Source organism: Bradyrhizobium sp. CCBAU 11430 (assembly GCF_028128855.1).
Taxonomy (GTDB): domain Bacteria; phylum Pseudomonadota; class Alphaproteobacteria; order Rhizobiales; family Xanthobacteraceae; genus Bradyrhizobium; species Bradyrhizobium ottawaense.
On the sequence record NZ_LBJV01000006.1, the window covers coordinates 176,207 to 200,290 of the forward strand.

25 protein-coding genes are annotated in these 24,084 nt (G+C 58.4%); 10 read left to right on the forward strand and 15 right to left on the reverse strand.

The window, feature by feature from the left end:
- Positions 1 to 257: 257 nt before the first annotated feature.
- The 5 genes from XI04_RS04595 to XI04_RS04615 form a co-directional block, all read right to left on the reverse strand.
- Positions 258 to 977 (reverse strand): hypothetical protein, encoded by a 720-nt coding sequence (locus XI04_RS04595; RefSeq protein WP_271596631.1) that lies wholly within the window; start codon positions 975 to 977, stop codon positions 258 to 260.
- Between the two features lie 59 nt (positions 978 to 1,036).
- Entirely contained in the window at positions 1,037 to 1,786 is a 750-nt protein-coding gene (locus tag XI04_RS04600) for a hypothetical protein (RefSeq protein ID WP_109145653.1), read from the reverse strand.
- 884 nt (positions 1,787 to 2,670) lie between these two features.
- Complete coding sequence (locus XI04_RS04605; protein WP_442868214.1) at positions 2,671 to 4,023, reverse strand: M16 family metallopeptidase; 1,353 nt, start codon at positions 4,021 to 4,023, stop codon at positions 2,671 to 2,673.
- On the reverse strand, positions 4,023 to 5,471 hold the full coding sequence (locus XI04_RS04610) for a M16 family metallopeptidase (protein ID WP_271596629.1): 1,449 nt from the start codon (positions 5,469 to 5,471) through the stop codon (positions 4,023 to 4,025). The genes XI04_RS04605 and XI04_RS04610 overlap by 1 nt, the downstream gene beginning before the upstream one ends.
- Positions 5,472 to 5,930: 459 nt before the next feature.
- Positions 5,931 to 6,113: a hypothetical protein gene (locus XI04_RS04615; RefSeq protein WP_271596628.1), complete on the reverse strand. Its 183-nt coding sequence runs from the start codon at positions 6,111 to 6,113 to the stop codon at positions 5,931 to 5,933.
- Between XI04_RS04615 and XI04_RS04620 the strand changes: the two genes are divergently transcribed.
- Complete coding sequence (locus XI04_RS04620) at positions 6,112 to 6,282, forward strand: hypothetical protein (RefSeq protein ID WP_271596627.1); 171 nt, start codon at positions 6,112 to 6,114, stop codon at positions 6,280 to 6,282. The two genes, XI04_RS04615 and XI04_RS04620, sit on opposite strands and share 2 nt — an antisense overlap.
- A 36-nt stretch (positions 6,283 to 6,318) precedes the next feature.
- On the opposite strand, the gene XI04_RS04625 is transcribed toward XI04_RS04620, so the two are convergent.
- The 7 genes from XI04_RS04625 to XI04_RS04655 all read right to left on the reverse strand — a co-directional run bounded on the left by XI04_RS04625 (position 6,319) and on the right by XI04_RS04655 (position 11,604).
- A complete protein-coding gene (locus XI04_RS04625) occupies positions 6,319 to 6,834 on the reverse strand; it encodes a tetratricopeptide repeat protein (RefSeq protein ID WP_271596626.1) in 516 nt (171 codons plus the stop codon).
- A gap of 105 nt (positions 6,835 to 6,939) precedes the next feature.
- Positions 6,940 to 9,039 carry a type III secretion system export apparatus subunit SctV gene (sctV, locus tag XI04_RS04630; RefSeq protein ID WP_271596625.1) on the reverse strand — a complete coding sequence of 700 codons (2,100 nt, stop codon included), beginning with the start codon at positions 9,037 to 9,039 and terminating at the stop codon, positions 6,940 to 6,942.
- 9 nt (positions 9,040 to 9,048) lie between these two features.
- Entirely contained in the window at positions 9,049 to 9,480 is a 432-nt protein-coding gene (locus XI04_RS04635) for a tetratricopeptide repeat protein (protein WP_271596624.1), read from the reverse strand.
- Positions 9,481 to 9,482: 2 nt separating this feature from the next.
- Positions 9,483 to 10,019: a hypothetical protein gene (locus tag XI04_RS04640; protein ID WP_271596623.1), complete on the reverse strand. Its 537-nt coding sequence runs from the start codon at positions 10,017 to 10,019 to the stop codon at positions 9,483 to 9,485.
- A 33-nt stretch (positions 10,020 to 10,052) separates the two neighbouring features.
- On the reverse strand, positions 10,053 to 10,946 hold the full coding sequence (locus XI04_RS04645) for a SctD/MshK family protein (RefSeq protein WP_172787712.1): 894 nt from the start codon (positions 10,944 to 10,946) through the stop codon (positions 10,053 to 10,055).
- 115 nt (positions 10,947 to 11,061) lie between these two features.
- On the reverse strand, positions 11,062 to 11,253 hold the full coding sequence (locus tag XI04_RS04650) for a hypothetical protein (RefSeq protein ID WP_036014847.1): 192 nt from the start codon (positions 11,251 to 11,253) through the stop codon (positions 11,062 to 11,064).
- A 42-nt stretch (positions 11,254 to 11,295) separates the two neighbouring features.
- Positions 11,296 to 11,604: a hypothetical protein gene (locus XI04_RS04655; RefSeq protein ID WP_172787711.1), complete on the reverse strand. Its 309-nt coding sequence runs from the start codon at positions 11,602 to 11,604 to the stop codon at positions 11,296 to 11,298.
- 926 nt (positions 11,605 to 12,530) lie between these two features.
- Between XI04_RS04655 and XI04_RS04660 the strand changes: the two genes are divergently transcribed.
- Positions 12,531 to 13,976 carry a DUF1521 domain-containing protein gene (locus XI04_RS04660; protein WP_271596622.1) on the forward strand — a complete coding sequence of 482 codons (1,446 nt, stop codon included), beginning with the start codon at positions 12,531 to 12,533 and terminating at the stop codon, positions 13,974 to 13,976.
- Between the two features lie 584 nt (positions 13,977 to 14,560).
- On the opposite strand, the gene XI04_RS04665 is transcribed toward XI04_RS04660, so the two are convergent.
- The 3 genes from XI04_RS04665 to XI04_RS04675 form a co-directional block, all read right to left on the reverse strand.
- On the reverse strand, positions 14,561 to 14,764 hold the full coding sequence (locus tag XI04_RS04665) for a hypothetical protein (protein WP_271596621.1): 204 nt from the start codon (positions 14,762 to 14,764) through the stop codon (positions 14,561 to 14,563).
- Between the two features lie 1,010 nt (positions 14,765 to 15,774).
- Complete coding sequence (locus XI04_RS04670) at positions 15,775 to 16,623, reverse strand: hypothetical protein (RefSeq protein WP_271596620.1); 849 nt, start codon at positions 16,621 to 16,623, stop codon at positions 15,775 to 15,777.
- A 304-nt stretch (positions 16,624 to 16,927) separates the two neighbouring features.
- Complete coding sequence (locus XI04_RS04675) at positions 16,928 to 17,623, reverse strand: secretin N-terminal domain-containing protein (protein ID WP_442868213.1); 696 nt, start codon at positions 17,621 to 17,623, stop codon at positions 16,928 to 16,930.
- Positions 17,624 to 17,807: 184 nt separating this feature from the next.
- Between XI04_RS04675 and XI04_RS04680 the strand changes: the two genes are divergently transcribed.
- Genes XI04_RS04680 through sctR form a run of 8 tightly spaced genes read left to right on the forward strand, consistent with a single transcriptional unit; the run spans position 17,808 to position 24,084 of the window.
- Positions 17,808 to 18,308, forward strand: coding sequence for a nodulation protein NolB (locus XI04_RS04680; protein WP_271596778.1), 501 nt, complete (start codon positions 17,808 to 17,810; stop codon positions 18,306 to 18,308).
- 8 nt (positions 18,309 to 18,316) lie between these two features.
- Positions 18,317 to 19,183 carry a type III secretion system inner membrane ring lipoprotein SctJ gene (sctJ, locus tag XI04_RS04685; protein ID WP_271596618.1) on the forward strand — a complete coding sequence of 289 codons (867 nt, stop codon included), beginning with the start codon at positions 18,317 to 18,319 and terminating at the stop codon, positions 19,181 to 19,183.
- An 11-nt stretch (positions 19,184 to 19,194) separates the two neighbouring features.
- Positions 19,195 to 19,827, forward strand: coding sequence for a nodulation protein NolU (locus XI04_RS04690; protein ID WP_271596617.1), 633 nt, complete (start codon positions 19,195 to 19,197; stop codon positions 19,825 to 19,827).
- A complete protein-coding gene (gene sctL, locus XI04_RS04695; protein ID WP_172787705.1) occupies positions 19,824 to 20,444 on the forward strand; it encodes a type III secretion system stator protein SctL in 621 nt (206 codons plus the stop codon). The genes XI04_RS04690 and sctL overlap by 4 nt, the downstream gene beginning before the upstream one ends.
- Positions 20,441 to 21,796 (forward strand): type III secretion system ATPase SctN, encoded by a 1,356-nt coding sequence (gene sctN / locus XI04_RS04700; RefSeq protein ID WP_271623510.1) that lies wholly within the window; start codon positions 20,441 to 20,443, stop codon positions 21,794 to 21,796. Before sctL ends, sctN begins: the two co-directional genes overlap by 4 nt.
- Positions 21,772 to 22,308 (forward strand): hypothetical protein, encoded by a 537-nt coding sequence (locus XI04_RS04705; protein ID WP_271596615.1) that lies wholly within the window; start codon positions 21,772 to 21,774, stop codon positions 22,306 to 22,308. Before sctN ends, XI04_RS04705 begins: the two co-directional genes overlap by 25 nt.
- Entirely contained in the window at positions 22,305 to 23,426 is a 1,122-nt protein-coding gene (sctQ, locus tag XI04_RS04710; protein ID WP_271596614.1) for a type III secretion system cytoplasmic ring protein SctQ, read from the forward strand. Before XI04_RS04705 ends, sctQ begins: the two co-directional genes overlap by 4 nt.
- Positions 23,419 to 24,084, forward strand: a complete 666-nt coding sequence (sctR, locus tag XI04_RS04715) for a type III secretion system export apparatus subunit SctR (RefSeq protein WP_172787701.1) — start codon at positions 23,419 to 23,421, stop codon at positions 24,082 to 24,084. The genes sctQ and sctR overlap by 8 nt, the downstream gene beginning before the upstream one ends.

Sequence of the window (24,084 nt, forward strand, 5' to 3'; positions counted from 1 at the left end):
AGACCTCGTCGATCCGGCTAATCGCTCACAAAGTCAAGGCGGTCATGGTTTCTTCGAGGATGGAGCTGTCTGCATCAGCCATGGCGAATGAGCTGCTGTCGATTGCCCTTCGCGCTGTCCGTGCGCACGATTGTAAGGATGGAGATCCAAGCGAAAAAGTCGTATGCGCGCAATGCGTTCGCGACGAACGCCATTGAAGTCAGCGGTCAACGAACCACTCATAGGCCGGACGAACAGATGGTGATCAGGCCGAACTCTTAAGTAGCCCTTGTGCAACGTAGGCTATCGATATCCGTTCCCCGTCGACGGTCAGACCTTCGCAGCGTCACATTCGAATCCAGATCGCGAAACATGCTGTAATTGCGTCGAATCCATTGATGCAGCTCGGTGGACCAATCCTTCTCGTCGCGCAGATATCCAGTGAAGGAAAAGCTAAGCCGGTCTATATATCGTTTAAGGAACAGGGGAAGTGCGGAAATCCGAATCACCCGCTCGTGATCCATCACTTCCGGTAATTCGCCACGCAGCACGAATTCATTGTGGACGGTGACCAGCGACGCCGGCGGAATTCGCCGCCGTAGCATTTCATAAGCGCGAAAGGAGATGCGGTCTGCTCCCGCGACGAAGAGGATGATAGGGGCGACATAGCAGCGCGCTGTCTCCTTCATGAAGCCAATTTCCTCGCACATCTTGAAGAATTCGTCGAAGACGTGAAAGCCGAGGTCAATTACCTTGGGTACCCGATCGTGGATGATCAGAGGGTCCATCAGCTGCATCTTGCCGTAAGTGTCGATCACATCAGCGGTCTCCGTAATGTTGGGGAGATAGTCGAGCAATGAAGGCTCTTTCAAGTTGACATCGAACGATAGCGCTGTGCCGTTTTTCAGCAGCAAGAACTCGCTCATCGCCCGAGCGACGAGGGTTTTACCGACCTGCGGGCTAGGAGAGCAGATGATGTAGATGGGGGTCGCTAACATAGCCAGCAGATCAATTTCGTTCCGTACGTAGGCCCGACCGGAGCTCGCCGGATATGCCGCTACTTTTCGCCGGCCCGGGTGGCGGACTTGGCCCCCGCCAATTCCGTCAAGTTGATGCGATCAAATTCGCTCCAGACATTTGCCAGCCAGTGCCGGACATAGCCGCGCAGGACGAAGGAGTTGTTCGCGGGTTCATCGTTGCGTCCCTTGTTTGCCACGAAGTCTATGAATGGGACGGATGCGACTTCCACCTGCTCATAGGCCATCTCGTTGAGCTTCGGTATGGTCAACTCAGTCGCATGTTTGATGCGGTGAAAATAGGAATTATAAGTCGCTTGATCCCACTGGAAAAATTGAGTGTCGTTGATGAAGTTCTTGACCAGGTAGTACTTTGCGCCGCTCATGAAAGTCGCGGTTTCCGCGATCTCGTCTAGCGAAGCGATGGATGATCCCAGGATGTGGAACACGGCAAATGTGATCTGGCCCGACCGTGCTGAGTCCAGAAATCCGATGTCGCGCAAGGAAGCCAACGCAGAGGACAGTAGGCCTGCCCGAGCATCGATGACGGTGACGGATAGCCCTGAGTTCAAGGTATCGAAGATCTTCATCTGGTCCGCCGTCGTGGTCATATCGACGATCTCAGTGATCTCGGGATAGAAGCGCTTCAGCGTTCCGCGGGGCGACTCTGTGTCGAATGCGCGTGTTTGCACGTTGTTGACGCTGAAGTAGTCCAGTAGCGTTCGTGATACGGTCGTCTTGCCGACTCCTCCCTTGTCCGCACCGACCACAATTACAACTGGCTTAACCATCAACATCTCCTGAGACACTCGTTATTGCCGCGCGCAAGGTGCGCAATCGGCACGTCTCTGCTTTTGGGTGCGATCATGGCAGAAAGAAGGGGCAATGAACCTTCGATGCTGGAGCTCTGCAACTGATAAACGTTTTCAACATTGAGCGAGTAACATCGTCCGATGATGCAAGCCGGAGAATGGGACTAATCGCTTGTATTGGTGATCTACGTCAGGTTTGTGGGCAATTGGAATGCGCGGGGCAAGAATCAACTGTCCGCCTGTTGTGATCGTTGTAACGACATAGGTTATCCATAGATGCCGTTGCTGTTGTTATCTACTTTTCATGAAGCGACGGAAACTAACGTGGCGTCAGATTGGGAGCTCGGATCAAAGCGCAGATCAGGGCGATGCGACGCGGTGCGCCTATGGCTTGGCAGACCACAAAGGTCTGCTGGATCAGATGGTCGTCTTTTCGGCAGAGAGCGAACCGGCTGGTTAATTTCTGAAAGATGACCCTGAACGACCGAGCTCTCACTCTGCTGATGAATGTCGGGATACGCGAAAGGTGGAGCGCGCGGGACACAGATTCGTCGAGCTACGTCCTACCGGTCAAGGAGGTTCTTAGTGGAATGAACGATGGCCATGGCACTCTCGTTGGCCGCTTCCTTGAAGCGGCAGACAGTGCACGCTCCGGCTTTAAAGCGCTTACTTTGGCTAACCCGAAGATCCAACGCGGATTGTCGCTGGTTCAAACGCGTTTCCGCAAAAGCCGGCCTCGAGCGGCCGCATGGTAGCTGCCTCGCCTGGAATATCTCCACAAGCTAAAGGGGGGTGCTAGATGCACTCTGCACGCAAGAGCGAGCGCCTGGCTGGGGTGTGGTCCCCGTTGGCATGGGGGTGCACTACGCTGCGTCGTTCGAGGAGCGGCCGACGATAATTGTGAGCAGACCCTCGCCCCACAGCCGCTGCGCTGCTCTCTTGGCGTCCTCCAGCGTCACCCCATCGACCAGGGCATTCTGCTTTTCGAAATAGTCGATGGGCAGCTTGTCGATCTGATTCTTCAGTAGCGTTCGCGCAAGCTTTGATGATGTGTTGAGAGCCACCTGTTGCGCGCCCTTCAGGTAAGACTTTGCGTCATCGAGTTCCTGCTGAGTAGGTCCTTCCTCCGCGATGTGGCGGACCTGCTTCTCGATTTCCTCAACCGTCTGACCGGCACGATCTGCGCAGGTGCCGCTGCTGCCGAGAAAAATGGCTGAATGGTCCAACCAGACAAGGTGCTCACGGACGAAATAGGCCAGTCCGCGCTTCTCGCGGACTTCGCGGAACAGGCGAGACGTAAGGCCGGCGTCCCCGAGAATGTGGTTGACGATGTAGGCGGCCATGAAATCCGGCTCGCTCCGACGGACGGCCGGCCCCCCAAAGGTCACAACTGTTTGCGGCACATCGACCGGAATGAAGACCCGCTGTGGCGGCTTTGCTGCGGTCACTTCGGTAACCGGCACCGCTTCTGCGTTGCTCGGCAGGCCGCCAAATGTCTTGTCGAGCAGCTTGCAGACGACCGCTGGATCGACGTCGCCGACAATAGCGATTTTGAGCGTGTCTTTTGCGATCACGCGTCGGACATAACCCTTGAGATCCGCGACCTCGATCTTCGGCACGCTTTCCAGCGAGCCCTCGGCTGGGCGAGCATAAGGATGATCCCCAAACGCGACTTCGAGAAACTTGCGATGGGCCAGAGACGAAGGATCGGTCGAGGCGTGCCGAAGGCGCGCAAGCACAGTAGCACGGGTCCGTTCGACGTCGGCCGAGTCGAAACGCGGTGAGGTTAGCGCCGTCCGTAAAAGCTCGAAGGCCTCGTCCGCGTTGTCTTGGGGCGTGCACAAGGCACCGCGAAAGTGATCAGGGGTCACATGAAAACCCAACTCGATGGCACGACGGTCTAGCCGCTGATGAAAGGTCTTGAAGTCAAAGTCGCCGGAACCTTCCTTGAGCAGGCCAGACACCATGTGACCGACGCCAGGTTTTTGAGCGGGGTCCTGAGTCGCGCCGCCGGTGAAGGCATATTCCATCGTGATCAATGGGACGGTAGAATCCTGCACGAACCACGCCTCTATACCGCAAGACGAAACTAGGCGCTTGATCCTGGTTCGGCCAAGTGAGCTCGCGGCGGCAACTGAATTTGGCGAAGCGAGCATAGCGATGGAGAGCGACGCTCCGCGGAGAAGGATCCCACGTCGTGTGCAAGGATAAATCACTAGAGCTTCTCCCAGTGTCGTGGAGTAGACTCTTTTACGAGATAGCCGGTCACCGCTCGTTTCTTGTCGAGCCAGTTCCGCACTGCTTCGTGCACCTGCCGTGCACCGACAGCGCGGATGTCCTCCGGCCAGCGTTCAATATCCTCAATGCATAGTCCCGTCGTCAGGCCGCGGCCATACCGGTGCGCGAGCATTTCCTGACTGTCCTGGGCATAGGTGACTTGCGCAATCAGCCGCGTCTTCGCGCTCTGCAGATCTTCGGTGCTCACGGGATTACGGGCAATGTCGGCGATGACCTCGTCGATGGACTGCTCGATCAGGCTGAGGTGGACACCAGGTTTTGGTATGGCGGAAATCGCGAATAGCGAGGGATCGAGTGCGGCAGATTGGTAGCTCGCTCTGGCAGTGACCGCGAGCTGCTTTTCGACAACAAGCGAGAGATAGAGATATGAGTTGACACCGCCGCCCATCAACTGCTCGAGCACCTCAAGCGCCGGACCTTCCCCAGCGGCGGCGGTGCGAGCCGACGGTACGAGATAATAGCGGTGCAGGGCTGGCTGCTCGACGCGGGAATCGGCCAACGTCACTCTGCGCTGCGCGGCCGGCGTCGGCTCCTGCGGCCGCAGGCGTTGCACGGGAATTGACGGTTGCGCGGGGATGCCGCCAAACGTCTCCTTCACTAGCGAGAGAATTTCCTTGGTGTTTACGTCGCCAGCGACAATCAAGATCGCGTTGTTGGGTGCATAGTAACGCTTGTAGAAGCTAAGCGCGTCCTCTCGGGTAAGCGTTTCGATTTCCTGGCGCCACCCAATAACGGGGTGGCCATAGGGATGGTTAAGGTAGAGCGCCGCCATCATCTGCTCAGCAAGCCGGTTACCTGGTTGGTTGGCGACGCGCATATTGAATTCCTCCAGCACGACGTCGCGCTCGGACTGCACATCCTCGTCCTTGAGAATGAGACCGTTCATGCGGTCGGCTTCAAATTCCATCATCTTACCGAGGTGCTCGCGAGGCACGTGTTGGAAGTAGCTGGTGAAGTCGAATCCGGTAAAGGCGTTCTGATAGCCGCCGGCGCGCATCACAGCCTTGCGGAACTCATCCGCCGGATGTTTGGATGTGCCCTTGAACATCAGGTGTTCGAGGAAATGCGCAAGCCCCGATTTGCCAGGCGGTTCGTCCGCGGAACCGACCTTATACCAAATCATCTGAGTCACGACGGGTGTGCGATGATCCGGGATCACGACGACCTGCAGGCCGTTCTGAAGTGTGAAGCATGCTGGTTGATCTGATTTGCCTGGGTCGGCAAAGACGCTGGCCTCGTCAGGAAGGTATAAGCCGGTGCCACTCTCCGTTTTGCGCTCGACCGCCGGGGCGGTGCGCGTCGTCGACTCCGACCCTTCAGCGGCGGTGCTTGCCGCCTTGCCGGTGACCGAAAGCCGGTTCTTCATGGCATCGCCTTTCGTTTCATAGTTGTCACTATCGTAGAAAGTCCGACACGGCGGGGAGCCGCGCCTCGTCTTGGCAAACAGTGGAGCAAAATCCGGACCAATCGCCGGATGGCGCCTCGCGTACGCAACGGCACACAGCGACCTTGCGCGCAACGCCTCAGGAGAACTTCGCGTCAATCGAGAATTCAGGTCAATCGAGCACGATGTGACGTCAGCACAACACCCGGCAGGCTCGCCATCACACGTCTCGCTCTAGAAGACGAGTGGCTTGACAATATTTCTCACGGCCCCAAGGTGGCAGTCGGCGAGCAGCTCCTTGGAGTACGTTGCGCCGAAGTAGTGCAGGACGAAGGTGCCAGAATAGCCGAGATTTTCGGTCGCGCGGATTAGGTTATTCGGTGCGAGCCTGACCTCACCAAAGTCGATCTGGCCAATCGCTCTTGGTAGTTCGTGTACGCTCTACATAAAGTTATAGTCATCATCATACGGATCGTTCGTGGGCATCGCCACGCTTTCGGTACACTTGGCATTGCTGCTGTAGTCTTCTATCGCGGCAAGATACAAAGGCGGTCTACCCGTTCGCTGCCATTTGCCGTCTTTGTTCTTCCATTTGTCCTGGTGCTTGTCGGGATCAAGCACCATGATCGAGTCACCTACCTCAAGAAGCTGCGCGGGAGTTCGCTTCCGGATTGAAAGAGTGGGAGAGCACAAGCGGTTTGTTACCGTCGATCTGGACCTGATGTTCAAGCAAGATATCGCCCGCGCTATCGACGAGCGGGTGGGTAACCTAGCGGTCGGCAAGCTAGCATAAGCTTCGCTATCTCCGCCTCCCTCTTCATCGCCACGCTTATCTTGAACGAGCCAATGCGTTCCGGCCGCCCGCCTGCGGTGCTGAGCTGGCATCGCCGGCCTCCTTCTTGCCTTCAAGTGCGAGCGACAGTCCGAAATTGTTGCGCAGCATCGGGTTTGCGGGTTCCGCTGCGAGAGCTTGGCGGTATAGTTCTTGGGCCTCCTGATGGCGGCCCTCGTGATCGAGAACCACCGCTTTGGCATTCAATGCGCGCAGGTCGCCAGGGGCTGCCAATAACACGCCGTCGAGCATCTCGAGCGCATCATTCGGACGGTTGCGGGCCAGCAGGGCTCGCGCAAGAGGAATCGCTGCATCGATGTTGTTCGGCTGTTGCTTCAATGCATCGCGCAGAGCCCCTTCATCAGGATCCCGGCCGAGCGCGTACGAAATGCGCTCGCGCACCGCGGGATCGATGTCTTCGTTGTGTGCGAGGCGAGATGTGGACGTCTGCTGCGGTGAGAGGCTATGTTTATCTGGGGCAGCGCAGCCAGCGAGCAGCACAATAGCCAGCATCGCAAGCAGAGCGGGCCGCGGCCCTGGACTGGCGGAGCACAAATGCCGGCGGCACCTGGTTTCATTTTGTTTCATCGGCTACTCACGGGGAAGTGCGGCGCATTCTTAGTTTGCAGCTGCTAGGAGCCCTCCTGAGGAAGGCGCCTTGGGAAGCTTGACGGATCCAATCGGTTGGACCGTGAAGTCGGCGGCGAGATCTTGATAAGACAGAACAGGCAGGTCGATGCCGTTGCGCGTGAGAAAACCACGTACGAAACGGCGGATATCCATCGACCCAAGGACGACAGGTTGGCTCTTACTTTGCGCGATGGTGGCATGGATCTGACGAAATTGTGCAAGCAGCTTTTCGCTCTGCCATTCGTCCAAGACGAGGTATGGGCCGACGGCAGTTTCCCGTACTGCGCCGCGGATGATTTCCTCGCTCTCACGCTCGATGATAAAGGCGACCACGACGCGATGAGCGTTAGCATACCGAAAGCAGATTTGTCGCTTTAAGGTAGCACGAACATATTCGGTGAGCAGGACGGCGTTTTGCTCGCGCTCGCTCCATTCTGCCAATGCCTCCAGGAGCAAGCGGGTATTGCGGATTGGAATGCCTTCATCGAGCAACCGGCGCAGGACCTCGGCGATCCGAGGGACGGTGGCCGTACGCAGCACCTCCTTCACTAGGTCAGGATATTCCTGCTCCATCCGGGCGAGCAATTGGCGGGTTTCCTGGATACCTACCAGGCGCTGTGCATAGCGTGTCAATGTGGAATGGAGACGTAAGGCAAGAACTTCGCTCAGGCGATGATATCCGATTCCAGCGGCCTTGAGAGCCGCTGCATGCCGTTCTTCGATCCAGACACGATTCGTTTCCGGGTCTTGCTGAAAGGGGATGCCGCTCAACTCGATGTTCGCCACATCGTCGTTGAGCGCCAGGTGCCCGGGATTGATCACATCGCGCTCAACTGGCACACTATCGACATCCACCCTGAATTGCGACGAGGACAAGCTCTCGCCGATTTGGGCCGGGATGCGCGGAATGGTGATGCCAAGGTCCGCCGAGACCAGCCTTGAAACACGCGAAATGCTCTCTTCCAGCTCGTCTTTGTCGATCGAATCCGTCAGGTTCGGCGCAAGGAACAACGCGATCGGAAGTGCTTCCGCATGTGCGGTCTGCTTCTGGGCCGCTGCCGGAGCTGGCGCCGAAGCAGCGGCGCTTGCTCCAATTTTAGCGGCAGGCTTGTCGCCTTTGGCCCCGATCTTGACGAAGCTGGCCGCAGCGAACAGGACGGCCAGCACGACAAACGGGAGCAAAGGAAAGCCGGGAACAAGCCCCATGAATACCAATACGCAGGCCGCTAGCCTAAGTGCCTGCGTACTTGCGGTAAGTTGGTGAACGATATCGGCGCCGAGTTTGAGTTTGGAGGGCCCGTTGACGCGCGTGACAATGGTCGCGGCGGTAATTGACAGCAGCAACGCCGGAATCTGCGAAATGAGCGCATCACCGATCGTCAAAAGCGTATATTGATGCAGCGCGTCATCGAGCGACATACCCTTTGAGAGCAGACCGATGCTGATTCCGCCCAGCATATTGATGCAGATCACGATTAGTCCGGCGATCGCGTCTCCCTTAACGAACTTCATGGCGCCATCCATCGCGCCATGAAGTTGACTCTCTTGCTCCAAGGCGGCACGTCGGCGGCGTGCTTCGTGTTGATCAATGTGGTTGTTGCGAAGTTCCGCATCGATCGCCATCTGCTTGCCTGGTAGCGCGTCAAGCGTGAAGCGCGCAGACACCTCTGCGACGCGTTCGGCACCCTTGGCAAGAACCATGAACTGCACCATGGTCACGATCAAGAATATGACAATGCCGACCGCGATATTCCCTGAAATGACGAAGTCACCGAAGGTGTGAATGATGCTGCCGGCGTCGCCCTCAGCAAGGATCAGCCGCGTTGTTGCAATCGTTAACGCCAGTCGAAAGACGGTGGAGATCAGGATGACGCCCGGTAGCGACGAAAAATCAAGCGGTGTGGTGAGATAGAGCGCAACCATCAGCAGCAATATGGCAAAGCCAAGATTGAAGCCGATCAGCATGTCGATCACGATGATTGGGATTGGCATGATCATCATGCCGATCGCTAGAAGCAGCATCAAGGCAACCATGAAATCCGGGTGGGCCGGAGCGCGCGCGATGAAGTCACGCAAGACGTTGGCCATGATAGATCCTTATTGCTTTTTGATGAGCGCGGCCCTGCTCGCGCGCAGTGACACATAGCGCTGGAAGACCTCGCGAGCCTCGGGCATGCGGCCAGCGTGCCGCAGGGCGTGACTGCGCAGCAGCGTCATCGGTATGCGGGAAGAGGGTTGCGTATCGAGTGCGTCCAGTCTGTCCAATACGTCGAGTGCTTCATCACCAAGGCCCTCGGAGATTAGCGCGTAGGCGAGAATGCGGAGTAAACCGATGTCGTTAGAATGCTCGCGAGCTGCAATTCGCAACAGAGCCAGACTTTGTGCGCTCTGCCCGCACGCGAGATGTACATACGAAAGCGCGCAAAGCAGGTCGCGCTCCGGCCCGGAGATCGACAGAATATCGCCGGACTTGGAGACTTCTGGAACCAGGGGAGCGGGCCCATGCTGCAATCCATCAGGATCGGCCATGGCTAGCCCTTGATTAAGCTGTTTTGATTTTGCCGGAGCATTAATAACCGCTGTAGTTCCTGCTGCAGGATTACCAAACACTCTCGTGCCGTATTGTCATCCGGTGTCGCCTCCAACGTCCGCGTCAAGCGCTCCAAAAGAGCACCATGCTTGTCGGCGCGCAGTACGTCCGGATGACGGAGGCGTGGAACGACGAAGGAGAGTAGTCCGCGGGACAGATTGGGACCATAGAGCAAAGCCAATACCGCGCGTGGATCTAGCTCATTTGCCCCTGCTTCGCTTTCGAATAAAGTGACGCGAGAGATGGCGCCGACGGAGCTGACCTCGAGCGTCGCTTCGCTCGCAACATCAATTGGCAGATCACGCGAAACCGTATCCCGCCACGATGCGCGCTTCGCGCCGCTATCCGCATGGGCGCCTTCGAGCTCGAGTTTATCACCTCGCGAGGGAGACGAGCCGATGACCGGTGCGTGCTGGCCCGCATCTAATCCCTGCGATCCGGTGCCGGGCCCTACGGAGTGCTGGGGCAGCCTAGCCATCGCCTTCTCCTTCTTTCTTGCAGGCTAGAGACCTCAATATGGCAAAGCGGCAGATCGGCCGTTGCGACTGAGCAGAACACGTCCATCCTCAATTCGATCAACGGTCCATCCATTGCTTAAGAGCGCACCGACGAAGTACTTCTGCCCGGCAATAAGCAGATAAGGTTCGCTTCCGCGCCAGACGGCTTGGACAGCAATTGAAGACGGCATCTTCTCCTCTTTCACCGTGACAGCATTCACAAGGGTCGTGGTGCCGTTGGTTTGACGATCGAACCATTGCTGGATCTCTTTCCATTTTACGACGAGGTTCGGCGTAATTGTGCCTTCCGCGGTCACAACGCCGGGGCCGCGCCCGATCTTAACGTCAAGAAGGCCCGCTCGTTCGATCTCTTGCCGCAGCGATACGGCCATTTCATCAGCAGCTCTCGGATCAGAATGATCAACGGTTGGCTTAGTGGCAATCTCGACCGTGCGCGACGACTGTGTACTTGGCACCACCGCTCTATCGCCTGGGGCGAAGATAGTTGAGACGGTGCCGATCACGACAGAGCTGAGCAGAACCAGGCTGAGTGCTAAGGTCAAGCTGCGGGAGCGCTTGCTCGAAGAAACCGGCTGGACATCCTCTGTCGACCAGCGGATGGACATCGCGCCAGCATGAACGACCGCGGGGAGGGGCACTCTGACGCGCTCACCTGAAGCGATGCTCGCGAGACCGTCTATGCTGATGTTGGCGGCGAGCGCCTCGACCTCGATCGAATCGTGCTGCGCGATGACACGAAGGTGATGCGGCTCAAGCCCTTGTTCAACGAAGATCATGTCTGCATCGAAGCCACTGCCAACAATGCTGTCGCCGCCCGCTGCCTTCCCCTTGAGCCCGGTATAGAGTCCCGAAAGCACCTCGAACTCGAGCGAAACAGAGCCCTTCACGACAACCTCCTGAATAACGAGAGAAGCCGTACGGCAGTGCCGTACGGCTCATCCAGATTTCGTCATTCACAACTCGGCGACGGTAGCAACGCGGTGAGCCACCCGTCTCGCAGAATTACTGAACGCGTTCGTCGGCGACCTTCTTCTCGGACGAGAGCTCGGTCGTGATTCGACGCATTGCCACGGCCTGGGCCTGAACCTTCTGGCTAACACGCTCGAATTCAGCCATCTGGTTCTGGAAGCCCGTATCGCCCGTCGGCTGCGCCCCAGCAGCGCCGCCATTTCCGCCAACATTGTCAACTGCCATATCTACTTACCTTTCTGTTGGGATAACCTTGGTTCTGACTTGTTACGAGTTGTGGGCCGGCGAGATGATCGCGGGAATTGAGAGGACCATGGGCGTACCGCCGAGCGTGCTGAGCCCAAGGTTCAGCTCCGGGCTCTTGCAGAGGGTATCGGACTTGGGTTGTACCTCGCTCTTGTCGCCGGCGTCTTTGTCGTCTGCGGCCTTATCATGGCTACCCTCGTCGGGCACCAAGGTGTGGACCACCTTGTCAAAGACCTTGTCAACGCTCCCGCCCAGTGCCGAACCAATGGCCGCTCCGGCAGGCCCGCCAAGGTATCCGCCGGCAGCACTTCCGATCATTTCTCCGATCATCGCATTCTCCTATCCTCGTCTTGTTGCGCTCAATAGACGACTGCTCGCCTAGATTTCAGCGGCCTCATGCTAGGGGCGCTAGCTTTCGAAAAGCTGACGAGCCTCATGTTGAGGCGAGTGGGATGATCTTTTGCGGCAGCGTTGCACCTGCTCGCAATCATCGGCTCGCCCGGGCCGTCCCAGCCCGTCTATAATCGGCTTTGCGCAAGGCCCTGTGGGTGGTGCTTAGCTGCGCGTGCAGGAATGAGTTTACCTTGCGGAGCCTGAGCAGGCGCGTGGCTTGGCGGATAGAGTGCGAAAGCGGGATAAAGTCATGGAGTTGTGCGGGTCTCAGCCCGCGCTAGACTCGTTTGGTCAACATGGGCGGCTTGTGCAAAGTCAGGGTCCGCGAAGATCCTCTGATGCCGGAGAGACTGGTCCGCGCGCGTGTTCAACCCATCGATCGCTCCTCGCAGATGATGTGCACGACCGGCGGGAGCGCTGATTGCGCGGTGAGGATGGGATGACTGGTTGATAACCGGCAGACCTCGCGTATCGCGAAGACATAGGGCACCTCTGATAACAGCCGTTTCGTGCGAAGAGGAGGGTTGAAGGTTGCGATACAGCTTGGCGAAGGATGCGTCTCCGACATTCGATCAATGTCAAAGTGGATGCGGCTTCGCTCGCCCATCGTCGTCAGCTTTTCGACAGGTATTCGGGCTACGGTCGTTGTGAGTTAAATGGGCGTGATGTGATCGTGCAGCACTTAGTGTGGTGCGACGAAAGGAAGATCTCGTTAGGGCTGCTGGTCTGGCAAGAGAAGTAGTCGTTCGTCCGGATGAGCTAATGGTGCGTTCTCGTGCAGATCGAAGCAGCGTACCTTGGTTGACTATGCGCGCAGCGTTCGCGGTTTTACAGATTTCGTCTATGCAACAGGAGTAAACTAAATGCCGTATCTTCCCGTGACTGGCCTTCCGGTGGTGGGCGCGTCCGACTCGATGAACGGAGTGGTGCCAGAAGGCGCGGTTGTCACTCCCGCCTTCAACGCCTTGTTGGGGCAGTATGCTCCGGCGAGCTACCAGTACCTACCGGTAGCCTCACCAGCCTTCGTCAGTTCGGTCGCCGTTCCGGTCGTGGTAACGCCAGCCGTCGTTACGACCCAAGCTTACATGATGGCGCCTCCTCCTCCCACCATGCTGATGAGCCAGCTGAATCAAAATTCTGAGCCTGCTGTGGATCCGGTGTGGACGCACGAGGTCAAGGATGGCAAGGCCACGATCAACCTTGGGGACAAGTATACGATTACGGCCAATGAAAAGGATGGCACCTGGACAGTTCGCAATAACCAGACCGGGCATGTCACCGTAATTCATGGCGACCCCCACGTTGATGCCGACGGAGACGGCAAAGATGACTTCGATTTCAAGAAGGATATGACGTTTGAGCTCGACGACGGCACGAAAATTACTGTCAACAATGTTGACTACGGTAATGGTCAGGCCATCTCTTCAAAGCTTACCATTACCAACGGCCACAACGCGATGGTTGTCGAGGGGCTCGGCGACGATAAGGATGGAAAAAACAATCTAAGGGTGACCCAGTCCAATGCTGGCATGACCCTTGACGAGTTGACGTCCGATGGTGCCCAAACGATCCATGAGAGTGGCCAAGGCTGGGTCGATGGGGCCGGACGCGCGGTGAATCAGGCGAGTATCGATGCAGGCGAACAAGGGCGCGGGCCCGGTAATTACCAGTATGGAAGCGCAGCGCGTGCCTCTACCGCCCCCGTCTTCTTCGTTCCTCCTCCGCCGCCGCCTCTTGCGATGGTGCCTGTTGCGGTCGCCCAGGCGCCCACGCAGTCGTCTCAGCCGGCGCCAATCTGGTCGCATGAGGTCAGGGGCAGCAGGGCTGAGATCAAGCTTGGTGATAAGTATTCGATGCTCGTGGACGAGCATGACGGAACGGTGCTCATTCGCAACAATCAAACGGGCAAGATCACAGCGATCAAGGGCGACCCCCACGTCGATGCCGACGGTGACGGCAAGATCGATTTCGATTTCAAGAAGAACATGACGTTCCAGCTCGACGACGGCACGAAAATTACCATCGACACCGTTGATATTGGCAACGGCAAAACGATGGCCTCGAAGCTGACCATTACCAACGGCGACAATGCCATTGTCGTCGAAGGGCTAGGAGACCGCTTCGACGGTAAGAACAATCTTAAGGTGACGCAGTCGAATGCAGGCCGTACGCTTGATCAGCTGACTTCAGATGGAGCCCAGACGATTTACGAACAGCCAGGCTCGGGCTGGGTTGATCGGTCTGGACGCCAGGTTAACCAGGCGATCATCGACAGCAATGAGAATCCAGGCACACCGTCGGACGCTTGAGTTGGCCGCAATCCTGGCTGGTCCTGCGAGGCGATCCCAGCTTATCGGTAAGTCACTGAAGCGGGCGTTAGCGCCCGCTTTTCGTGTTCGGCGGCGCCAATCGTACCCACAGGCCCGCCATGACCCACGGATCAGGTACCCGCAAAATTTTCGATGCTGTTGTCAGCGGACCGGGAGCTGCGCAGGTATCTGCGCAGCGAGCGCCGAAGCTACCGACGTTACGATCTCACAGGATCTCTCTGGCACGCCATTTCGCGGGCGGCTGCAGTACCGATCCAGCACAGCCAGGTGACGGAATTGATCATAAAGGGAGAAGCGGTTGGTTCCGCTTGAAGCGTGCTGACTGAAAAGCGTGATGAACCCTCACTGAGGAGTGCGGCGCACGGCCGCGTAAGCTAGTCGCTGCGGCGTTTTTCGAGAGTTCCAAGTGCGATTGGATTGCGACCGGTCGCACCGCCCACCTGGAGGATCACCTAAGACGCATCTGGCGGCTGGCTTGGCAAGTCGGCGGCTGCGCCAGGTCGTTCTCGGTTCGGCTTGCCTTCCGAAGGTCCTTCCCTGTGCGCCTCTGATAATCCGGACCTTCACCCATCATCTAGCTCGCTCATCGCGTCATCCATATCTGACTGGGAATCGCTTATAACCTGGGTGGCGACGGCAACCAGAGCCTTTTCGAAGGCTCGCTGCAACAATGCTGCGGGCGAGTTTTCGCCGCCGTTCCCGGCGTTGTCGGTGTTTGCGCCAGCTTCTGGCGCCGTTGCTGCGATATCGGCTGCGGCTGTGTCCATGTCATAAAACCAAGCTAGCGGCGGTGCCGCGAGATGACCTATTCCAGCGGTTCTAGCAGGCACAGCTTGCAAGAAGCTGACGAAGAGTGAGGCTGGATTGATACCCTTATTCCTGCGCTCTGTGAACTCGGGTGGCTCCCCTTGGAGTTTGATGCCGCAAAAGGACGGTGTCGGTTGGAATCATTCGGCCGCTGCGTGGCTGCCGAACATCGGCGCGTTCGGTTCGACTCCAGGCGCGGCTGAGAGCGAGTGGATCGGATGGGCATCTGCGTTCGGCTGCAATAGAGAGCTGGCCTCTATCTCACGATACGGGCTAAGAAAGCGCACTAGGGAGGTGTGCCTTGCGCGGCTTCTGAAGCAGGCCATCGCGCCGAAGCAGCTGCCTTCGGCGCGGGCTACAAAAAGGAGATGAAGACCTTGGGGGCGGGCAGAGTTTTCGCGGATCAATCCGGCGATCTTGATGATATTTATGCTTCGGATGATCCGGGGCATACTCTCTGAGAGCTGCTATCCGCAGGGCCATTAACGCCAGATGCTAGAGTCCTCAACGCCAGATGCTAGAGTCCTCGCTTTGCCAAGGAACGAGGACAAGCGGCAGCGTAAGCAGTTCGATGTTGAACGTGCCCAGGGGGCGGTCATACCGTGACTCTCCTGATCCGGAACGCCCTTACCCTCGTCTCGACGCACGATCGCCTCGCGGTGCTCCTAAATCGCAGCGTGACTCGCGGGGCTGGCACGCCAGTTCTGAATTCGCAGCTAAATTGCAATGTTCTTTCTCCGCGGGCCGTTGTGTTCTCAGCGAACCATATGAAAAGCCATTTCATGCTCCGGCTCGCGCGGTCTTTGACTAGGCCGCTGCCGCTCGCGAGCTGGTCTGGCACTTATGAGTGGCCGGAAAAGAGAAGAGTGACCGCGGAATACCCCCGGGGCGCCTCTCACCAGGTGTCCTGCCATGTCTAAGTCTTTGTTGGCCGCGGGGAGATCACCCTGCCGTGGCACGGCTGCAGCCGTTAGCGGATGGGCGGATCTTCCGCATCTATAGGTTGGTCTTGCTCTAACTCTTCAGGCCAAAGGGTCGCATCCAGCGAAGGTGTGAGACGAATGAAGTCCTCCTCTCTCCATTCGGCCGTGTGAGGCACACCGAGCATGGCGAAAACTGTTGTCGGGTTTTCTTTGCTTGGCTTCACTCCGCTGCGCTCCAGCATGTCGATCTGAGCGCCGGTTGCTGTTTGAGGCGTAAACACCCAAACGTCCTTGGCGAGATGTCCGTCCCACATGCGGAACTCGGAAAGTTCTGATGGAGCTGCGGAAGACCCAGGTTGAGGCGGTCCCGCCTGCAGTGGCCGGGCATGGGATGGGCCGGCGTGAGACGGCTCACCCTGAAAAGGGGCAGTGTGCGATGGACCTGCATGCGATGGCCCCGCTTGTGGCTCACCGTGCCGCGGCTCGCCATGAGACGGGTCGGCATCCAGATTCTGCCATATCACATCTTGATCGAAGCCGGGATGTTCCTCGATCGCCTGAGCGATGGTCTGGGGCGAGAGATGCTGTCGGCCATTTTCCTGCCCAGGCGCAGCATATAGATTATCCTGCCAACCCGAGTCTGGCGAATGGGGATGCGCTAAATCCTCGTAAGGCGGATTCAGGTGACCGATATCAAAGTATGGAGAGTAGGGGTGGCCCGCGTTCAGATACGGTGAATAAGCCTCGCCCTGCAGCACTGGATGGGCGACGCTCTGCGCCAAAGCGGGAGCCTGTGCGCCGCTGAGCTGCTGCTCGAATTCGGTTGCATCTGAAGCCGTCTGTGCTGTGTCCGGCTCCGGGCTCGTATTCGCCGGGGCGACTGCATTGAAATCCACCCTGTTCCTCCTTCCATGATGACACGCATCGAGTTACGCGAAGCCTCAGCTAGCTCGGAAGCACGCGTGCGGAGGCCCGCATTGATCTCTAATACCTCGCGCCGCCTGCAAAAGTGGCACTACCTAATTTCCCTTGGGCGTCTGGGTCTCTGGTCCCTCTATCAGGGTTGCTCCAAGCAAGGCAGCCGCCCAAACCTCGCATGCTCAAGCTGGGGACCGTAGCTTTCGAAAAGCTAACGATCGGATGAAATAGGCGTACGCCGGACGGACCGACTTTGCTCGGAGTGGTCTTGTACCTTCGACCTCACTTCTGGCCTGGACCGGTTTCGCGCAAAATGCCCTCATGGTGCGGTGTTTCGGGAGAACCTTCCGGCCGCCCGTCTCGCAAGACCGTGCTCGATGAGCCGCGAAACAACATCAAAACCGACTCGCGTTGTGGCCTCTCGGCTGCGACGGGACTGCGCCGTGCCTGCGCTTCCGCCACAAGGCCTTTAAGGGTCTGATCCACCAGCGCAACAAATCGGGGTGGGCCAGAAGCAAGGATGAGGCCCTCTCCCGGAGCTGGTTTCACGATATAGCGCTCATCCGAGATGTTGAGGGCGTCGAGCGCGGAGTTGAACGCATCGAAGCTGATCGGGTTCAATACGATGAGCCGGCTTTGCGCCTCGTGGGCGGCGGAGATGTAAAGGACAAGCCCGTCGTAATACCACTGAAGATTGTACAGGGAAGTCAAACGGTCAAGGAATTCTCGTGGCGGCAAGTCAGGCATTCGCCCGCGAATCCGGCCCCTGACCTCGGCGCTGACATTGACCCTGATATTGAGATTGTTGCCGAACTCCTGCAGCGCCGCAGGAAGATCCTGATCGAGAACGGTGTAGCTATAAGGGGCAGACGGCAGGGAAAGGGATGCAGCAGACGAGCGCATTATGCCGATACAGATTAAAACGCCGGCACAAAGAGTTCTTTTTAGAATATGTACCATCGTAGATCGCGCGAGCATTCCCGGACGCCTTCCGCTCATCATCAAGTTGGAGTTTCGTTCTAGCTTGAAAACCAAAAGTGATCTTTAGATGACGCAGTCAGAACGATCTTCGTCAGGTTTTCGTCAGCTCGCCAGCCTATGAACTTGATCGGTTCGTCGGTTAACGCCTAGGTCTCATCACAACAGCACAATGACTCATTCCATGTTGTTAGGCGCAACGCCGATCTCTCCCAGTTCGGCTGACTGTCTTTCCAGTGCCTGCTCGCCCGCAGCTGCTGGCGAGCAGGCGCGCTTCGAGCAGTCCCTGGCGCAAGTAGCTGCAAATCACGGATCTGCCTTCCCGCCCGCGGATCGGCCCGTAGCGGCTTCGCCGATATTGGAGGTCCAGCGTACGAATGTGCTGGCAAGTCCGCCGGGTGACCGAATCCTCCAAACCCTTTCCAGTATGTACCAGGGCCGCGCCGTTCCTCCGGCGGTTGCGTCGGCTGTCGTGACTAGTGTGCAGCCTGGGCCGGCTACGCAGCCGCTTTTGCAGACGGATAACGTCGGTGCACATGCGAGTGGTAAACCGGTTGGAGCCGATTTTGAATCGATGATGACGAATCTGCGAGACGTATACAGGGACGTTATTCAGGTTTCCCTTGTCTCCAAGGGCACCAGCGCTGTCAGTTCGTCGCTCAACAAGCTGCTATCGGCCGGCTGAGTAAGCTGATGACTGGCGATACGAAAAGGGGTAGCTGTGGCGGCCGTCAATCGTGGCGGCGGCTTCGCATGTGTCTTGCGATGCCCCTTCTCCTCTCGCTGATCGGCTGTAAGGCTGATCTTTACACCAAAATTCAGGAGCGCGAGGCTAATGAGATGCTCGCGCTTCTCCTTGGAAAGGGCGTTGATGCTGCCCGTGTTGTCGCCAAGGACGGGACCAGTACAATCCAGGTCGAGGAAAAGCAGCTCGCTTATTCGATTGACCTGCTAAATGTCGAGGGGTTGCCGCGCCAATCCTTCAAGAATCTCGGCGAGGTGTTCAAGGGATCGGGCCTCGTTGCCTCGCCGATCGAGGAGCGGGCACGTTACGTTTATGCTCTAAGCGAAGAATTGTCGCGCACGATCAGCGATATAGATGGCGTCCTTTCAGCACGCGTCCACGTCGTTCTGCCGAAGAACGACTTGTTGCGACAAGATGCGACCCCGTCCTCAGCCTCGGTCTTCATTCGCCATGGCTCCAGCGCGAAGCTCTCGGCACTGTTGCCGCAGATCAAGATGCTCGTCGCAAACAGCATTGAAGGCCTGTCCTATGACAAGGTCGCGGTCGTCTTCGTGCCGGTCGAGCGCGCTCCAATCGAGCAGTCTGCCGCGCCGGTAGTCCCTACGGCTCAGTCAGCGAGAGCGGGCTCAGCGCCGTTACTTCCGCTTGCTGTGGGAGGCGCCGGAGCGGTATTCGGCATCGTATCTTGCGTATTGCTGGGCCCGCGCATGCGTCAGTTTGGACGATCATCGCGCAAGCTGAGCATGTTTGGTAGGGGCTCGCGCGTGTCTGCTGAGCAGGCGACGGACAAAAAGTTGATTGCTGATGCGACATAGTCTGGACGCTCATGTCGGCATCAATGTCATCCACAAAACTCAATCATTCGTTCACGCTCGCAGTCGATCGGCTGCGCGAGCTTGCTGCCTCGGTCGATCCCGGTCGTTTTGCTGGGCTTCTTGACCCGCTGCTTTCGCCTTCCACGTTGGCTCGGCTACAGCAGAGTGCCAGGCTGCAGCCAAGGCTCGCCGAACTGCTGCTGGGCAGCAAGGTGGAGGTGAGCTGCGCCGACTGGGACGAAGATGCTCTCCTTGGGCATGATCCGCGGCGGGCTGCGCTGCTCGCGGGCAGCATCTGGCATGCACGCTCCATCCTCAAGTTGGTTTCCAGGCACGATCTGACGATATTAGTGCAGGTGATCGGTGCCGAAGCGCATGCGTTCGCAGTCCGGCATTTATCCAGTGCCGTCGCAATGACCCCGATCGTCGAACCGGAGCAATTGTCGCGACAAATCGAATACGATGGGCACGCTTGTCTCGGCGCCTGGCTCGAACAGACTTCATCGCTTGGTCGTATCCGCGTGCTTCTACGCTTGCCTGTTGGGACGGCGGCCGAGAGTCCAACTGCTGAACACCGTAGCGCAGCAGGCCCGCTGCTTTCTCTCGTCATGGCGCATTTGCGTACAGAGGCTGCCGGAGTATGACGGCCGATGACCCCGCATCACCCGCGGCCCCGCAGATTCGGCCACTTGGACCGTTGATCCCAGCTGCGCAGCTTGAGATCTGGCACGATGCAGTACGGGCGCGAGCCGCTGCCGAGCGGCATCTGCAGCGGGTTCGCGGGTGGGCACGCCAGGCTTATGAGCGGGAACGGGCGCGGGGTCGCGCCGAGGGTGCAAAGGCTGGCGCAGAGGAAATGGCGCGGCTGATTGCGCAGGCGACTTTTGAAGTGGCCCAGCGCAAGGCGCGTCTGGAGCGGGAATTGCCGCAACTGGTCTTCGAGATCGTTCGCGATCTGCTTGGCGCGTTTGACCCGGGTGAGCTGCTGGTCCACGGCGTTCGTCATGCGATCGAGCAAAGATACAAGAACACGGAGGTTTGCCTCCACGTGCCCCCCCTGAGGGTCGACCTGCTCGCCAGTGAGTTCAAGGACTATGACGGACTTGAGGGCCGGCCGAAGGTCAGGATTGAGGCGGATCCGGCGCTGAGTGCGGACCAATGTGTCTTGTGGAGCGAGTTTGGCAATGTCGATCTTGGACTTGCCGCGCAGCTCCGCGCGCTGCGTCTCGGGTTTGGCTTGTCAGAGGAAGCTCAATCGTGACTGTGCAGCGACCAACCTACGATGCCGCCGCCACAGAAGCTACTGTAGAGGCCGCACTCTCGTCCTTGAGATCTTCCGCCAAGCACATCGATACACGCGCCATCCGCGGCCGGATCACGCGGGCGGTGGGCACGCTGCTGCACGCCGTCTTGCCGGAGGCTCGGGTCGGAGAGCTATGCCTATTGCAGGATCCTCGTAGCGGATGGTCGCTCGAGGCCGAGGTTATCGGCCTGTTGCCGGACGGGGTGTTACTCACGCCCATCGGGGACATGGTGGGGCTGTCCAATCGTGCGGAGGTGGTGACGACCGGGCGAATGCAGGAAGTGGCTGTCGGCCCCGATTTGCTCGGCCGCGTCATCGACAGTTTTGGCCGACCGCTCGATGGTAAGGGCCTGATAAAAGCCAGCGAAACCAGACCGCTACGCGGCAGGGCGCCGAATCCGATGAAACGGCGCGGGATTGAACAGCCGTTCCCGCTAGGCGTTCGTGTCCTGGATGGCCTTCTCACATGTGGAGAAGGTCAGCGGATCGGAATCTATGGCGATGCAGGTTGCGGCAAGTCGACGCTGATGTCGCAAATCGTAAGAGGCGCGGCGGCCGACGTCACCATCGTTGCGCTGATCGGCGAGCGCGGTCGAGAGGTGCGTGAATTCATCGAACGTCATCTTGGCGAAGCCCTCCACCGTTCCGTCGTTGTAGTGGAGACCTCTGACCGTTCGGCGATGGAGCGGGCCCAATGCGCCCACATGGCGACAGCACTGGCGGAATATTTTCGGGATCAGGGGCTTCGCGTCGTTTTGATGATGGATTCGTTGACGCGCTTTAGCCGCGCCATGCGTGAAATCGGCCTCGCCGCAGGAGAGCCGCCGACCCGGCGCGGATTTCCGCCCTCCGTTTTCGCGCTGTTGCCGGGCTTGTTGGAGCGCGCCGGCATGGGCGAGCATGGCTCCATTACGGCCTTCTATACGGTGCTTGTCGAAGGTGACGGCACCGGCGATCCAATAGCGGAAGAATCACGCGGCATCCTTGATGGCCACATTATTCTGTCCCGCGCGCTGGCCTCTCGGGAGCATTTTCCGGCTATTGATGTGCTGTCAAGCCGCAGCCGTGTCATGGATGCGATCGTGTCGATGCCGCATCGCAAGGCGGCATCTTTCTTCCGTGATCTGCTCTCACGCTACGCTGAGGCCGAGTTCTTGATCAAGGTCGGTGAATACAAGCAAGGCTCTGATCCGCTGACAGATCGAGCAATCGCCTCAATCGAGCAGCTGCGGGCCTTTTTGCGCCAGGGCCAGGGTGAGGCGTGCAGCTTTGAGGAGACGGTCGCATGGATATCGCGTCTAACGGCCTAAGTCCCGCTCACGCCTCAAAGCTGCGGCTCGTAAAGGATATGCGGGAACGAAGCGCCCTTCGTGAATTGTCCAACATGGAAGCCAAGCGCCACCTCGCGGTTCAAGCTGTTCAAGAAGCTCGCGAGCATCTTGCACATGCCGAGGAGCGCCGCGCAAAGCTCGAGGCGGAGCTCTATCGGGAAATGCTAGCGGCCGATGCGATATCTGTGTGCGAATTGCAGCGACGCTATCATCTCATCATCGGGCGGCTCACAGACGAGATCAAAGCGGCGCAGCGGGTTCTTGACGAGGCCCGTGCTGCTCAAGAGCAAGCTGAGGCTGCGGTTCTTGAGGCCCGATCCGTTTGGACCAAGCGTTCAGCGGCGAGCCAGAAATGGCGTGAGATCGATCACGACGTTCGGCGCATCACGGATGCACATTTCGAGGCTGCCGCCGAAATCGAAGCCGATGATGAAGTCTTGCTCCGCTACCGGCGAGGCCGATCAGGGCAGACGGGAGGTGAGCGATCATGATTGCAGATCCTCTCCCGCGCGAGCTAGGGGCCTGCGACGCGGAAGCCGCATCCGCGCCATATCGGCCGGCTGAACGCGCAGCCTTCATACCGACGATGATCCTCTCGCGCGCCGTGACCTCGTGGCTTAACGAGATCGCAGCGTCGCGTGCGCCTCTGCAAGCGCGCCTCGGCGAGAAGCCGATGTCTGTGCGCGTGAGCCGAACCGTCTGGCAGGTGGAGCCGGCTGTGACGTCGATGCTTGACTGCGTCTTCGACGTAAATGGCGAAACCTTGATTCTGTCCTTGCCAGCTCCGCTTGCGGAAGCGCTGATTGCGACCGTGCAGGATGGCCTTACCTTACCTTCTGAGCCGACGCGTTCGCTGGTCCTGGAACTTGCGCTGGAACCCTTGCTTGCCCCGCTGGAAAGATTGATGCAGCGCAATCTGCAGCTTGTTCGCACCGAGGAGGCGCCGAATATTAGGCCTTATCTTGAATTTGACGTCGCCTATGGTGAGCTCGCCAGCAAGGCGCGGCTGCTTCTATTCTCGCCACTTGACGGTCCCGTTCCGCCGGCTTTCACCGCGCTCGGCGAGCTGCTCGGCCGATTGCCGCGACAAACGGCCAGGCTGTCCTCCGAACTCCCGGTCATCGTTGCAGGCCAAGTCGGTTCGCTTCGCGTCGCGATCGGCGTTCTTCGCCGAGCAGAGCAAGGCGACGCGCTGCTCCCGGACTTAATTCCACTCGCGCGAGGCCAGATCATTCTCGCAGCAGACCGATTGTGGGCCCCTGCAGAGATCGGCGGCGACAGGCTGGTGCTGCGAGGACCATTCCGCTCGCGATCCCACCCCCTAACAAGTGAAGACATGATGCCCCAAAGCCAGGTGCAACAGCAGCCTCCGTCAGAGGCGGATATCGACAGCATCGAGATTACACTCATATTCGAATGTGGCCGCTGGCCGATGCCCTTGGGAACCTTGCGTACCCTCAACGAAGGCCACGTGTTCGAACTTGGCCGGCCTCCGGATGGGCCGGTGGATATCCTTGCCAACGGCCAACGTATCGGCCGGGGCGACATCGTGCGGATTGGGGACGAGCTGGCCGTCAGGCTGCGCGGCAGGTTGACGCTTAATGACTGAGGTTCAACCCAGCATCCTTGCGCTTCTTGCGATCACCGTCGGCCTTGGCCTGCTGGCCTTTGCAGTCGTGACAACGACCGCCTTTATCAAGGTCTCGGTTGTTCTCTTCCTCGTGCGCAATGCGCTGGGGACTCAATCGATCCCGCCGAACATCGTGCTTTACGGAGCGGCACTGATCCTGACCGTGTTCATCAGCGCTCCGGTGTTCGAGCAGACCTATAACCGGCTTACCGATCCGCAACTTCGCTACCAAAGTTTCGATGACTGGGTGACGGCCGCCAAGGAGGGACAGGAGCCGCTCCGAGCTCATCTGAAGAAATTCACTAATGAAGAGCAGCGCCGCTTCTTCTTGTCCTCAACGGAACACGTCTGGTCGGAGGACATGCGCGGCAGCGCCACGGCAGATGATTTTGCGATTCTCGTGCCGTCGTTTTTGATCTCCGAACTCAAGCGTGGATTCGAAATCGGCTTTCTTCTCTATCTTCCCTTCATCACGATCGATCTCATTGTAACGACGATTTTGATGGCAATGGGTATGTCGATGGTATCCCCCACGGTGATATCTGTCCCCTTCAAGCTCTTTTTGTTCGTCACGATCGACGGCTGGTCACGTCTCATGCACGGGCTGGTATTAAGCTACACGACGCCAGGAGGTTGA

Excerpts from the sequence above, each read along its gene's own strand:
- XI04_RS04650 (WP_036014847.1), bottom strand. The coding sequence starts at position 11,253 with ATGGCAGTTGACAATGTTGGCGGAAATGGCGGCGCTGCTGGGGCGCAG.
- XI04_RS04600 (WP_109145653.1), bottom strand. The coding sequence starts at position 1,786 with ATGGTTAAGCCAGTTGTAATTGTGGTCGGTGCGGACAAGGGAGGAGTC.
- XI04_RS04635 (WP_271596624.1), bottom strand. The coding sequence starts at position 9,480 with ATGGCCGATCCTGATGGATTGCAGCATGGGCCCGCTCCCCTGGTTCCA.
- XI04_RS04620 (WP_271596627.1), top strand. The coding sequence starts at position 6,112 with ATGATCGAGTCACCTACCTCAAGAAGCTGCGCGGGAGTTCGCTTCCGG.
- XI04_RS04615 (WP_271596628.1), bottom strand. The coding sequence starts at position 6,113 with ATGGTGCTTGATCCCGACAAGCACCAGGACAAATGGAAGAACAAAGAC.
- XI04_RS04595 (WP_271596631.1), bottom strand. The coding sequence starts at position 977 with ATGTTAGCGACCCCCATCTACATCATCTGCTCTCCTAGCCCGCAGGTC.
- XI04_RS04690 (WP_271596617.1), top strand. The coding sequence starts at position 19,195 with ATGTCGGCATCAATGTCATCCACAAAACTCAATCATTCGTTCACGCTC.
- XI04_RS04640 (WP_271596623.1), bottom strand. The coding sequence starts at position 10,019 with ATGGCTAGGCTGCCCCAGCACTCCGTAGGGCCCGGCACCGGATCGCAG.
- sctL (WP_172787705.1), top strand. The coding sequence starts at position 19,824 with ATGACGGCCGATGACCCCGCATCACCCGCGGCCCCGCAGATTCGGCCA.
- sctQ (WP_271596614.1), top strand. The coding sequence starts at position 22,305 with ATGATTGCAGATCCTCTCCCGCGCGAGCTAGGGGCCTGCGACGCGGAA.
- XI04_RS04680 (WP_271596778.1), top strand. The coding sequence starts at position 17,808 with ATGTTGTTAGGCGCAACGCCGATCTCTCCCAGTTCGGCTGACTGTCTT.
- XI04_RS04665 (WP_271596621.1), bottom strand. The coding sequence starts at position 14,764 with ATGGACACAGCCGCAGCCGATATCGCAGCAACGGCGCCAGAAGCTGGC.
- XI04_RS04705 (WP_271596615.1), top strand. The coding sequence starts at position 21,772 with ATGGATATCGCGTCTAACGGCCTAAGTCCCGCTCACGCCTCAAAGCTG.
- sctJ (WP_271596618.1), top strand. The coding sequence starts at position 18,317 with ATGACTGGCGATACGAAAAGGGGTAGCTGTGGCGGCCGTCAATCGTGG.
- XI04_RS04610 (WP_271596629.1), bottom strand. The coding sequence starts at position 5,471 with ATGAAGAACCGGCTTTCGGTCACCGGCAAGGCGGCAAGCACCGCCGCT.
- XI04_RS04625 (WP_271596626.1), bottom strand. The coding sequence starts at position 6,834 with ATGCTGGCTATTGTGCTGCTCGCTGGCTGCGCTGCCCCAGATAAACAT.
- XI04_RS04655 (WP_172787711.1), bottom strand. The coding sequence starts at position 11,604 with ATGATCGGAGAAATGATCGGAAGTGCTGCCGGCGGATACCTTGGCGGG.
- XI04_RS04675 (WP_442868213.1), bottom strand. The coding sequence starts at position 17,623 with ATGCTCGCGCGATCTACGATGGTACATATTCTAAAAAGAACTCTTTGT.
- sctV (WP_271596625.1), bottom strand. The coding sequence starts at position 9,039 with ATGGCCAACGTCTTGCGTGACTTCATCGCGCGCGCTCCGGCCCACCCG.
- sctR (WP_172787701.1), top strand. The coding sequence starts at position 23,419 with ATGACTGAGGTTCAACCCAGCATCCTTGCGCTTCTTGCGATCACCGTC.
- XI04_RS04660 (WP_271596622.1), top strand. The coding sequence starts at position 12,531 with ATGCCGTATCTTCCCGTGACTGGCCTTCCGGTGGTGGGCGCGTCCGAC.